The organism is Mammaliicoccus sp. L-M44 (genome assembly GCF_022386355.1).
Taxonomy (GTDB): domain Bacteria; phylum Bacillota; class Bacilli; order Staphylococcales; family Staphylococcaceae; genus Mammaliicoccus; species Mammaliicoccus sciuri_A.
The window spans coordinates 41,307-54,275 of sequence record NZ_JAJNIU010000003.1; the positions used below are offsets into that span (position 1 = coordinate 41,307).

Sequence of the window (12,969 nt, forward strand, 5' to 3'; positions counted from 1 at the left end):
TATTAATGGCGGAATATTTTAGTGGTATCAAGCCAAGTGATGGCTTCTATGTTAAATCGAATTATAATTATACACATGTACATCAAGATATATTAGTTAGTTTATATACGCCATTAATTGGAACTGATGCAATTGGTGTTTATTTATATTTATCGCAGTTTAATTATCATCATGAAACAGAAGCGTATAATCATTATACAATTATGAATGATTTAAGAATAAATTTATCTAGCTTTAGAGATGCTTTAGACTTGTTAGAAGGTATCGGTTTATTAAAAACATACTTCAAGACGAATCAAGAAGCACAATCATTTATTTATCAATTAGAGCAACCTGCTACAGCAGAACAATTCTTTAATGATCCTTTATTATCTGTATTTCTATATCAACAAATTGGTAAGGCGAGATATATTAGGTTAAAAAATAGATATAAGGATTACAGTGTGACAACTCAAGGCTTTCATGAAGTTACTAAAAAATTTACAGATGTATTTAAAGTGCCAAAGTTAACGAATGTTGAACAACAAGATGATATTAATATTCGGCCTGAATATAAAAGTAAAGGTCTCGATTTGTCAGACGTTCAATTTGATTTTGAAATGTTAGAACTATTGTTGAGTAATCATTTGATTTCTAAAGAAATTTTAAATAAACAGACGAAAGAAGTTATTATACAAATTGCTACATTATACGGAATTACACCGGTTGAAATGAAGTCTATTATCTTAAAATCCATTACACAGAACCAAACGATTTCACTACAAGATTTAAGAAAACATGCACGCACAATCTATCAAATAGAGCATGATGGACAATATCCAGAATTAGACTTGAAAAATGAAAAACCTAAAGCAAATACGCAATCTGAAAATACCGAAGTGAATTCCTTAAAGTCCTGGTTTGAAATGTTAGATAATACAAGTCCGATAGACGTGTTATCATCATTTACACAGTCTGAACCGACAATTGCACAAAAGAGAACTGTTGAAGATATAATTACACGAGAGAAGTTACCGTATGGTGTCATAAATATTCTACTTGAGTATGTCATGTTCACGAATGATATGCAATTACCGAAAGCATATATTGAAGAAATTGCTTCGAATTGGAAAAAGCTTAAAATATCGTCAGCTGAAGAAGCATACTACCATATTAAAAAACGCGATAAGGACATAAAGGATAAAGTTGAAAGGAAAAAAGAGCGTAAAGAAAATACAAATATTCCTTATGTATTGAGATCTATTGAAAAGACACCAGAATGGTTATTAAAACAAAAAGCTTCTGAATCAACTAAAGAAGATAAACCAAAAGAAGAAGAATATGATCCTAAGTTTGAAAAGGAAAAACAAGCACTTCTAAAAGAAATGGAAGAATTTTGGAAAGAAGATGATTAATAATGGAACCACTTGGGCAACATTTGAAACAAAATAAAGATTTTCAAAAACGATTAGAAAAAATTAAAAAAGATACATTGTCTCATAAAGAGGTAAAGGCATTTTTAGAAGAACATCAATCTGAATTAACGAATGCAATAATTGATAGAGATTTAGATCAATTACAAGCATATAAAGATCAATCGAAATGTTGTGAGAAATGTGGTAGTTATGGTACTTGTATTAACTTTGTAAAAGGTCATGTACCTGAACTATACATTGAGAATGACCATATCAAAACGAGATACTTACCTTGTCCAAACAAAATCGAATACGATAAACAAAAATTTGAATCAAGTTTAGTGACATCATTCCAAATACCAAAAGAAATTTTGACAGCAACAATTAAAGATCTATATCTTGACGGAGCTGCTCGAATGAAGATTGTTAAGAAAGCTATGGATATTTGTAATAAAATTGTATCAGGTGAAGAAGTTAAAGGACTGTATATACACGGTCCGTACGGTGCTGGTAAATCATATATATTAGGTGCAATTTCGAATCAGTTAAAAGTCAAAAAGCAACCTTCCACAATTATATATGTACCTGAATTTATTAGAGTGCTTAAAAATGGATTTAATGACGGGTCGTTCAGTAGTCGATTTGAAGCGGCTCGTGAAGCTAAAGTGTTGATGTTAGATGATATCGGTGCAGAAGAACTGACGCCGTGGGCTCGTGATGAAATAATAGGTCCATTATTACATTATAGAATGGTTCATAAATTACCGACATTCTTTAGTTCGAATTTTAACTTTGAAGAGTTAGAATTTCATTTGAGCAAGACACGACAAGGTTCAGAAATGACGAAAGCTAGTCGAATAATGGAACGCATCAAAACAATCTCTGAACCATATGAATTAGATGGTAAAAACTATCGCTATTAATTTTAGCTTGATATTTTACAGTAGAGTTGTATAATTGAATTATCTTAAATGAATATACAAATTTAGAGGACATGACGTCTATAAAGCATTAACAGAGAGTCTCATTGAGCTGGAATTGAGATAATGCAATATAAATGGTTACTCCCTCAATACATGATGTGTTAATCCACATTCGGCTCAAGACCGTTATCTTATGTAGAGTTATCGTACTTATATGTGAAGTGCGTTAATGAGGGTGGTACCGCGAGAGATTTCGTCCCTTTGGATGAGGTCTCTTTTTTGTGTTCTTTAATAAAAAAGAGGAGGAAGTCGTTATGAGTGAGATAAATATTAAGTTTCCGGATGGTAATGTGAAAGGGTTTGAACAAGGCACAACTACTGAAGAAATCGCTCAATCTATTAGCCCAGGTTTAAGAAAAAAAGCTGTAGCTGGTAAATTTAATGGACAATTAGTAGATTTAACAAGACCTTTAGAAAATGATGGGGAAATTGAAATCGTTACACCTGGAAGCGACGAAGCTTTAGAAGTGTTAAGACATTCAACTGCACATTTAATGGCACAAGCTTTACAAAGATTATACGGAGATGTGAAGTTTGGTGTAGGTCCTGTAATCGAAGGTGGTTTCTACTACGATGTAGATACAGAACATAAAATTTCTAGTGACGACTTTGAAACTATCGAAAAAGAAATGAAACAAATTGTGAATGAAAACTTTAAAATTGAACGTAAAGTTGTAAGTCGCGATGAAGCAAAAGCATTCTTTAAAAATGATGAGTATAAATTAGAGTTGATCGATGCTATTCCTGAAGACGAAAATGTAACACTTTATTCTCAAGGTGAATTTACAGACTTATGTCGAGGCGTACATGTTCCTTCAACTTCAAAAATTAAAGAATTTAAATTGTTATCTACTGCAGGTGCTTATTGGAGAGGTGACTCAAACAATAAGATGTTGCAACGTATTTATGGAACAGCATTCTTTGATAAAAAAGAATTAAAAGCTTACTTGAAAGTATTAGAAGAAAGAAAAGAACGTGATCACCGTAAAATCGGTAGAGAACTAGAATTATTTACTACTAATCAAGATGTTGGTGCTGGATTACCTTTATGGTTACCAAATGGTGCAACAATTAGACGTGAATTAGAACGTTATATTGTAGATAAAGAAGTTGCAATGGGTTATGACCACGTGTATACACCAATTATGGCTAATGTAGATTTCTACAAGAGATCTGGACATTGGGATCACTATCACGAAGATATGTTCCCTCCAATGGATTTAGGTAATGAAGAACTTGTGCTTAGACCTATGAACTGTCCACATCACATGATGATTTATAAAAATAGTCGTCATTCATATAGAGAGTTACCAATTCGTATAGCTGAATTAGGTATGATGCATAGATATGAAGCAAGCGGTGCAGTATCTGGTTTACAACGTGTTAGAGGTATGACTTTAAATGATGCACATATCTTTGTTCGTCCAGACCAAATTAAAGAAGAATTTAAACGCGTTGTTAACATGATACTTGATGTGTATAAAGATTTCGGTTTCGAGGATTATAAATTCAGATTAAGTTATCGTGATCCAGAAGATAAAGAAAAATACTTTGACGATGACGAAATGTGGAATAAAGCACAAGCGGTTCTTAAAGAAGTAATCGATGAAATGGCTTTACCATATGAAGAAGCAATCGGTGAAGCGGCGTTCTATGGTCCTAAATTAGACGTTCAAGTTAAAACAGCAATGGGTAAAGAAGAAACACTATCTACTGCTCAATTAGATTTCTTATTACCACAAAAATTTGATTTAACTTATATCGGTAATGATGGTGAAGAACATCGTCCAGTTGTTATTCATAGAGGCGTAATTTCTACTATGGAAAGATTTACTGCATTCTTAATAGAAGAAACTAAAGGTGCATTCCCACTTTGGTTAGCACCAAAACAAGTGGAAATTATACCTGTAAATGTTGACTTACATTACGATTATGCAAGAGCATTAAACGATGAATTAAAATCTCAAGGTGTACGTGTTCATATTGACGACCGTAACGAAAAAATGGGATATAAAATTCGTGAAGCTCAAATGAAAAAAATACCGTACCAAATCGTTGTCGGTGATAAAGAAGTAGAAAACCAAGAAGTAAATGTACGTCGATACGGATCAAAAGATTCAAAAACAGTTGAAAAAGACGAATTCATCTGGAATATTGTGGATGAAATTCGACTAAAAAAGTAATAGCCTATTGAAATTTCTAGAATCATCGGGTATAGTTTTAATAGTGAAATTTAATTAAATATTCCTCAGTAATGAGTTAGAGGTTGCGATGTTCAAGAGTAATTATTCAGAAGCGAAATGGCGCGTATGTTGAAATAATGAAAGGGTGCATCGCCGAAACGAATCATATCCATAATATGATTTGTTGGGTCAGTGTTTAATAGATACTGGACTGTCACACTAAGTGATGTGCTACCAATTTGTATGGAATGTTCATATATCGGTCGCATATCTCTTGAGATATGCGACTTTTTTAGTGGCTCGATTGTGGAATGGAGAAAGGAAATAGCAATGAATCAAGAAAAATCAACGAACAATATTCAAAGGAAACTCAAAGATAGACATATCTCTATGATAGCCATCGGTGGTTGTATTGGTACAGGTTTATTTATGACTTCTGGCGGAGCCATTAGAGATGCTGGACCGGGTGGTGCATTACTAGCATATGCAATAGTTGGCTTGATGGTCTTCTTCCTTATGACATCATTAGGAGAAATGGCGACTTATTTACCAGTCTCAGGTTCTTTTAGTACTTACGCAACTCGATTTGTCGATCCTTCACTAGGATTTGCATTGGGATGGAACTATTGGTTTAACTGGGTTATTACAGTTGCAGCTGATATTACAATTGCATCTCAAGTTGTGAGTTACTGGGAACCACTAGAAATCATTCCATCATGGTTATGGAGTGTCATTTTTATGGTTATCATATTTGGTCTTAATGCACTTTCAGTTAGAGTATACGGGGAAAGTGAATACTGGTTTGCATTTATTAAAGTAGCTACAGTAATTATTTTCATTGGTGTAGGTTTATTAACGATATTTGGTTTACTAGGTGGCGAATACTTAGGATTTGATAACTTTGTAGCAGGTGATGCACCATTCTTAGGTGACTCGAACGTTAATACATTCTTACTTGTATTAGGTGTATTCTTAGTTGCAGGATTCTCATTCCAAGGTACTGAGTTAATTGGTATTACAGCTGGAGAATCTGAAAATCCTGAAAGAGCAGTACCTAAAGCGATTAAACAAGTATTCTGGAGAATTTTATTATTTTACATTTTAGCAATCTTTGTAATTGGTATGATTATTCCTTATACAAATCCAAACTTAATGGGTGGAGACGAAATTGCGAAATCACCATTTACACTAGTATTTGAGAATGCCGGTTTAGCATTTGCTGCTTCATTTATGAATGCTGTTATTTTAACTTCAGTATTATCAGCAGGTAACTCTGGTATGTATGCTTCAGTTAGAATGCTATTCTCAATGAGTAAAGATAAATTAGCATCACCAGTATTTTCAAAAACAAATAAATCAGGTGTTCCATACACAGCATTATTTGCAACAGCAGTAGTTGTTATACTTATATTTGCAATTGAGCATTTAAGTGGTGGCGCATACGAATATATTATCGCTGCTTCAGGTATGACAGGCTTTATTGCATGGTTAGGAATCGCAATCAGCCATTATAGATTTAGAAGAGCATTTGATCTACAAGATTATGATAAGACTAAATTAAAATATAAAGCTAAATGGTTCCCATTTGGTCCATTGTTCGCATTTGCTTTATGTGCGATTGTAATCGTAGGACAAGATGTTGATTTCATCCAAACTGGTGAATTCGAACCAAGAAGATTCTTTATTACTTATATGGGTATTCCTGTATTTTTAGCGTTTTATATTTTCCATAAACTAAAATATAGAACTAAAATGATTCCACTTGATAAAGTTGACTTAAGTCAAGATGTGGATATGAAAGAATTTGAAAAGAATATTAAATAAACATTGACATAAGGGTTTATAATTGGTAAGATAAGTTTTGTTGAATACGAAACGGACCAAGTAGAAGCATACCCGCTTCTCACCTGTAGTGACGCGTAAAGCAGTTAGCAGGTACAATAAACCTTTAAAGTTTATGGATGAGAACGGGTGCATTATGCATTCGTTCTTTTTTTCTTGGACGACTTCGTAAAATTCTAGGAGGTGTCAACCATAGCTAAAGATCAGACTCAAGTTAACGACAAAATTCGTGCAAAAGAACTTCGCCTAATTGGCCAAGATGGTGAGCAAATTGGTGTTAAATCTAAATATGAAGCCCTTGAAATGGCTGAACGAGTAGATTTAGACGTTGTAATCGTAGCGCCTAATGCTAAACCACCTGTTGCAAGAATTATGGATTACGGTAAATACAAATTCGAACAGCAGAAGAAAGAAAAAGAAATGCGTAAGAAACAAAAAGTAGTCAATGTTAAAGAAATTCGATTAAGTCCAACTATCGAAGAACATGACTTCGAAACTAAATTGAAACATGCTCAAAAATTCTTATCTAAAGAAGATAAAGTTAAAGTATCGATTAGATTTAGAGGTCGTGCGATCACGCATAAAGAAATTGGTCAACGTGTGTTAGAACGCTTTGCAGAATCTTGTAAAGACATAGCAACAGTTGAACAAAGACCTAAAATGGAAGGGCGTTCAATGTTCTTAATGTTAGCGCCAATTTCAAACGACAAATAAACCGAAATTATAGGAGGAAATCTCAATGCCTAAAATGAAAACTCATCGTGGAGCAGCAAAACGTGTTAAAAGAACTGGTTCAGGTCAATTAAAACGTTCTAGAGCGTTCACTTCACACTTATTCGCAAACAAATCTACAAAAGCAAAACGTAAATTGCGTAAAGCTTCATTAGTTTCTAAATCAGATACTAAACGAGTTAAACAAATGTTAACGTACGTAAAATAATAAACATAGCGGACTAATGGTCCATTTTAAGGAGGAATTATCATGCCACGTGTTAAAGGTGGAACAGTGACGAGAGCTCGTCGTAAAAAAGTTTTAAAATTATCTAAAGGTTACTTTGGTTCAAAACATACATTATATAAAGTTGCTAAGCAACAAGTTATGAAATCTGGTAACTACGCTTACCGTGACCGTCGTCAGAAAAAACGTGAATTCCGTAAATTATGGATTGCACGTATTAATGCGGCAGCTCGTCAAAACGACATCAGCTATAGCCGTTTAATGAATGGTCTTAAAGTAGCTGGTATTGAAATTAACCGTAAAATGCTTTCTGAAATCGCTATTTCAGACGAAAAAGCATTTGCTGAATTAGCTACTAAAGCTAAAGACGCTTTAGCTAAATAATTGCATTTCATTGTTGTATAAGCTGTCAATAAAGTTATTAACTTTATTGATGGCTTTTTTTATGAAATAATATAGTAGAAAGTGCGTCTTCTTTACGCTTCAAATTCGCTTTGATAAAATAGTGTAGAAATAAGAATAAGGAGTCTATTATGTCTAAATTTGATGAAATGATTACAGTAGTACCACGTAAATTAATATTTAAAGACGAAGCTTATCAATTTGATGGGTTTAAATCTATTCAAGATGAAGAAACTAAATATATTTATGAAACAATTAGTCAATTTGAAACAAAACGTCGTGGCGATATGGAAGAAGATCCTTCATATAAACAACTTATTTCATATTGTATATTAGAAAATGAGGACGACGAAGTACTTGTGTATGAAAGATTAACTGGTGGTGGCGAAAGCCGATTACATGGTTTAAGTTCAATAGGAGTAGGCGGTCATATGAATGATGTCCCTGAAGCTGTAACAGTTGAAGAGGTAATCAGAGAGAATGCTGCTAGAGAACTTGAAGAAGAAGTTGGTTTAAACAAACAAGATGTAGCTAACATGGAGTTAATTGGATTTATAAATGATGATCAAGATGAAGTAGGTAAAGTTCATATTGGTGTTGTTTTTAAATTAAAAGTTAATAAATCTAGCGTTGAAGCAGTTGAAACAGACACTTTAAAAATTAAGTGGGCTGATCAAACAGAATTGTTGAATCATAAGAATTATGAAACATGGAGTAGTCTAATTATAGATGGTATATACAGAAGAGGTGAGTAACCTTGAGTGAAATTATTCCATTTCCAAAATTAAAAAAACAACTGGTTAACAATATTAATCTTGCGATTCGAAATGAACAATTTGATGAAGCGTATGAATTGTTTGAAACGTATGAGCAACATTTTGAGATGGATGATGACCTATCAATAAAGAAATGTGAAGTCTTAAAATCTTGCGGTTACTATCTTGAATTGCGAGAAGAAGCGAGTATATTGCTCAATCAAGGTCATCCATTCTATGACAAAATAGTTATTTATTTTGTAGAAAGTTTATACTTTTTAGAACAATATCAAACGGTAGTTGAAATTATTAATCAAATTAAAGATGAAAATATCGAACATGCTACGAGAATGGCATTGCTACCTATACAAGATATGGCTAAAGAAAAGTTAAACCAAAGACAGTTGAAAGCTTCAGAGGTATTGAGAACATTTCAAGAAACACAATTTGAAGAACAAATTAATCTACTTATAGATTTAATTGATCATCACTTAGGTATATTTAATTTAACTTTAGCTCAAATTATTGAGAATGAAGTATTGCATCCTAATGTGCAAAGTTTAATATTAGAATATTTAAGATTAAGTGAATGGTCAGCTGAAGTTAAATTCAATAAAATAGATGAGAATATTACTGTTATACCGACTGAATTACCTGGTATAGAAAGAACAAATTTTACACAAAATATCATTCCTAAAGTAATTGATCAACTTGAAATTGATAGCCCAGCATCTATAGAGTTAGCTAAAAGTTTATTAAACCAACATGCCATTATTATGTATCCAATTACACTAAATGATATAAATGATGATGTTTTAGTTGCATGTTACTTGAAACTTTTATCAGAACGTTTTAATATAGACGCTAACTACGAAAGTGTGACTCAACAAGATTGGGACATATTCATTGAAGTCATTCAAAAATTGCAATGAATATAAACACTATAGTTGAAACATTAGAAAGCTATGTTATAATTAAAGAGTTGAAAATTTATAAAATTAGGATAATCACGGAGGTTTTTATTCATGACAGCAACATGGGAAAAGAAAGAAGGTAACCAAGGTTTATTAACTGTTACGGTTCCTAAAGAAGAAGTAGATAAAGGATTAGACAAAGCATTCAAAAAAGTTGTTAAACAAATTAATGTACCTGGTTTCCGTAAAGGTAAAATGCCAAGACCATTATTTGAACAAAGATTTGGTGTTGAATCATTATACCAAGATGCTTTAGATTTCATTTTACCTGAAGCATATGGTAATGCAGTAGAAGAGGCAGAAATCAACCCAGTTGATCGTCCAGAAATCGACGTTACACAAATGGAAAAAGGTAAAGAACTTATCTTTGAAGCAACTGTAACTGTTGAACCAGAAGTTGAATTAGGAGACTATAAAGGTCTTTCAATCGAGAAACAAGATCGTGAAGTAACTGACGAAGAATTCAATCAAGCAATTGAAGATGCAGTAAGCCGTCAAGCTGAATTAACAGTTAAAGAAGGCGAAATCGCTGAAGGAGACGTTGTTAACATTAACTTTGATGGTTATGTTGATGGTGAAGCTTTCGAAGGTGGTCAAGCAGAAGGTTATGATCTTGAAATTGGTTCTGGATCATTCATCCCTGGATTTGAAGAACAATTAATCGGTCTTAAAGCTAACGATAGCAAAGATGTTGTTGTCACATTCCCAGAAGAATACCACGCTGAAGAATTAGCTGGTAAAGAAGCTACTTTCAAATGTGAAGTTAACGAAGTAAAATCTAAAGAAATTCCAGAATTAGATGACGAGTTAGCACAAGAACTTGATGAATCAGTTAGCACAGTTGATGAATATAAAGAAAAATTACGTAAAGACTTAGAAGAAGCTAAAGTTAATCAAGCAGAAGCAACTGAAAAAGAAGAAGCTATTACAAAAGCTACTGACAATGCAAAAGTTGATATTCCAGAAGCTATGATTAATACAGAATTAGATCGTATGATGCAAGAATTTGAACAACGTATTTCTCAACAAGGTTTAAACCTTGAGTTATACTATCAATTCTCAGGTCAATCAGAAGAAGAACTTAAAGCACAAATGAAAGAAGATGCTGAAAAACGCGTTAAAACTAATTTAACTTTAAGAGCTATTGCTGATGCAGAGAATATCGAAGTATCTGATGCAGATGTTGAAGCTGAATTCGCTAAAATGAGCGAACAATTTGGATTATCTGTTGAAGATATTAAAGCAACATTAGGTAATAACGATATTTTAGTTAATGACCTTAAAATCCAAAAAGTTATCGATTTATTAGTAGCTGAATCAGCTGGAGAATAATAATTATTCGGTATTAAAGTAACTATAGTAGCAGAATATTTCTGCTACTATTCTTTTTTAGTCCGTTTAATTTGAAAAAGTAAAAAACATTTAGTATAGTCTAAAAAGAATAGGGGTGTAAAAATGTTTAAATTTAACGATGGTGAAGAAAACTTAAAATGTTCTTTTTGTGGTAAAGAACAGGATCAAGTTAAAAAACTTGTTGCTGGTAGTGGCGTATATATTTGTAATGAATGTATAGAATTATGTTCTGAAATTGTAGAGGAAGAATTAAAGTCACAAGAACCAGAACAGTTTACTGATGTTCCTACACCTAAAGAAATTATGGAACAATTAAATGATTATGTTATCGGTCAAGAAAATGCGAAAAAATCATTAGCTGTAGCTGTTTATAATCATTATAAACGTGTACAACAACCTTCTGAAAGCGAAGATGGTGTTGAATTACAGAAAAGTAATATTGCATTAATCGGACCTACTGGTAGTGGTAAAACATTGCTTGCACAAACGTTAGCTAAATCATTAAATGTACCATTTGCAATTGCAGATGCAACAAGTTTAACTGAAGCAGGTTACGTTGGTGAAGACGTTGAAAATATATTATTAAGATTAATCCAAGCAGCAGATTTCGATGTTGAAAGTGCTGAAAAAGGTATCATTTACGTGGATGAAATTGATAAGATTGCACGTAAATCAGAGAATACGTCAATTACACGTGATGTATCTGGTGAAGGTGTACAACAAGCGTTACTTAAGATCTTAGAAGGTACGACAGCAAGTGTACCGCCACAAGGTGGAAGAAAGCATCCAAACCAAGAGTTTATTCAAATAGATACAACAAATATTCTATTTATCCTTGGTGGTGCCTTTGATGGTATTGATGAAGTTATTAAACGTAGACTTGGTGAAAAAGTTATCGGCTTTAGTAGTTCAGGTGATGAAATTAGTGACGAAGAATCATTATTATCACAAATTAGACCAGAAGATTTACAGGCATATGGTTTAATTCCTGAATTTATTGGTAGAATTCCAATTGTAGCTAACCTTGAAACATTAGATGTTGATGCATTGAAAAATATTTTAACGCAACCTAAGAATGCGTTAGTTAAACAATATACTAAGATGCTTGAATTAGATGATGTTGAACTACAATTTGATGAACAAGCACTTACGGCTATTAGTGAATTAGCAATAGAACGTAAAACAGGTGCACGTGGACTTCGTTCAATTATTGAAGAAGCTTTAATCGATATTATGTTTGATATTCCATCTAGCTCTGATGTAAGTAAGGTAGTTATTACTGAAGATACAATTAGAGATCATAAATTACCAAACTTATATGATAGTGAAGGTAATTTAATCAATGATGAAAAAACATCAGCATAATCACATATGATTATAAAGGCTGAGACATGTTATTAACTGTCTCAGCCTTCTTTAATGTTTAAAAGTGATTTGATAGACCTATCGTTACTGTGTTTAAAATATAAGTAAGATAAGATATAATAAAAGAAACAAACTTGTAGGAGAAAACGATGAAAATTAATCCGAATAATGTAGATATTATAATCAGTGCAGTAGATCCAAAACAATATCCTGAGACTGGTTTGCCAGAAATAGCACTTAGCGGACGTTCAAATGTTGGGAAATCAACATTTATCAATACGTTAATTTCAAGAAAAAAAGTTGCAAGAACGTCATCGAAACCAGGTAAGACACAAACATTAAACTTCTTTAATATCGATGAGCAACTTATCTTTGTAGATGTGCCAGGTTATGGATATGCTAAAGTTAGTAAAAAACAAAGAGAACAGTTTGGTAAAATGATTGAGCAGTATTTAACAACTAGAGAAGCATTAAGATGTGTAATTCAATTAGTTGATATTAGACATAAACCGACTCAAGATGATGTGTTGATGTATAACTATCTGAAACATTTTGAAATACCAACTATAGTCATTGCGACTAAAGAGGATAAAATTCCTAAAGGTAAAGTACAAAAGCATTTAAAAATCATTAGACAAACCTTAGAATTAGATCCTGAAGATAAATTGATTAGTTACTCATCTTTAAACAAAGATAAGACAGACAATATTTGGGCATTATTGTCACAATTTATTTAAACAAATTACTCACATTTCTAGAT

General features: G+C 32.6%; 12 protein-coding genes, 1 riboswitch and 1 other annotated feature. All 12 genes read left to right on the forward strand.

Annotation, left to right across the window (positions count from 1 at the left end):
* The first annotated feature begins 5 nt into the window (after positions 1–5).
* The 12 genes from LQ611_RS02220 to yihA all read left to right on the forward strand — a co-directional run bounded on the left by LQ611_RS02220 (position 6) and on the right by yihA (position 12,946).
* The gene (locus LQ611_RS02220; RefSeq protein ID WP_107634021.1) at positions 6–1,394 is read left to right on the forward strand and encodes a replicative helicase loading/DNA remodeling protein DnaB; all 1,389 of its coding nucleotides are present in this window, start codon (positions 6–8) and stop codon (positions 1,392–1,394) included.
* A gap of 2 nt (positions 1,395–1,396) precedes the next feature.
* A complete protein-coding gene (gene dnaI / locus LQ611_RS02225; protein WP_107634020.1) occupies positions 1,397–2,317 on the forward strand; it encodes a primosomal protein DnaI in 921 nt (306 codons plus the stop codon).
* A gap of 314 nt (positions 2,318–2,631) precedes the next feature.
* Positions 2,632–4,560 carry a threonine--tRNA ligase gene (thrS, locus tag LQ611_RS02230; protein WP_103360779.1) on the forward strand — a complete coding sequence of 643 codons (1,929 nt, stop codon included), beginning with the start codon at positions 2,632–2,634 and terminating at the stop codon, positions 4,558–4,560.
* Between the two features lie 69 nt (positions 4,561–4,629).
* Positions 4,630–4,802: riboswitch (Lysine riboswitch) on the forward strand.
* Positions 4,803–4,890: 88 nt separating this feature from the next.
* On the forward strand, positions 4,891–6,384 hold the full coding sequence (locus tag LQ611_RS02235; RefSeq protein ID WP_025904296.1) for an amino acid permease: 1,494 nt from the start codon (positions 4,891–4,893) through the stop codon (positions 6,382–6,384).
* 52 nt (positions 6,385–6,436) lie between these two features.
* Positions 6,437–6,562 (forward strand) — a sequence feature (ribosomal protein L20 leader region).
* A 23-nt stretch (positions 6,563–6,585) separates the two neighbouring features.
* The gene (infC, locus tag LQ611_RS02240; protein WP_025904295.1) at positions 6,586–7,116 is read left to right on the forward strand and encodes a translation initiation factor IF-3; all 531 of its coding nucleotides are present in this window, start codon (positions 6,586–6,588) and stop codon (positions 7,114–7,116) included.
* 25 nt (positions 7,117–7,141) lie between these two features.
* On the forward strand, positions 7,142–7,342 hold the full coding sequence (rpmI, locus tag LQ611_RS02245; protein WP_016910907.1) for a 50S ribosomal protein L35: 201 nt from the start codon (positions 7,142–7,144) through the stop codon (positions 7,340–7,342).
* A 42-nt stretch (positions 7,343–7,384) separates the two neighbouring features.
* Entirely contained in the window at positions 7,385–7,744 is a 360-nt protein-coding gene (gene rplT, locus LQ611_RS02250) for a 50S ribosomal protein L20 (protein ID WP_025904294.1), read from the forward strand.
* 149 nt (positions 7,745–7,893) lie between these two features.
* On the forward strand, positions 7,894–8,517 hold the full coding sequence (locus LQ611_RS02255) for an NUDIX domain-containing protein (protein WP_025904293.1): 624 nt from the start codon (positions 7,894–7,896) through the stop codon (positions 8,515–8,517).
* Between the two features lie 2 nt (positions 8,518–8,519).
* Entirely contained in the window at positions 8,520–9,449 is a 930-nt protein-coding gene (locus LQ611_RS02260) for a hypothetical protein (protein WP_103360778.1), read from the forward strand.
* A gap of 93 nt (positions 9,450–9,542) precedes the next feature.
* A complete protein-coding gene (gene tig / locus LQ611_RS02265) occupies positions 9,543–10,823 on the forward strand; it encodes a trigger factor (RefSeq protein ID WP_025904291.1) in 1,281 nt (426 codons plus the stop codon).
* Positions 10,824–10,946: 123 nt separating this feature from the next.
* Positions 10,947–12,209 carry an ATP-dependent Clp protease ATP-binding subunit ClpX gene (gene clpX, locus LQ611_RS02270; RefSeq protein ID WP_025904290.1) on the forward strand — a complete coding sequence of 421 codons (1,263 nt, stop codon included), beginning with the start codon at positions 10,947–10,949 and terminating at the stop codon, positions 12,207–12,209.
* A gap of 149 nt (positions 12,210–12,358) precedes the next feature.
* A complete protein-coding gene (gene yihA / locus LQ611_RS02275; RefSeq protein ID WP_025904289.1) occupies positions 12,359–12,946 on the forward strand; it encodes a ribosome biogenesis GTP-binding protein YihA/YsxC in 588 nt (195 codons plus the stop codon).
* Positions 12,947–12,969 lie beyond the last annotated feature (23 nt).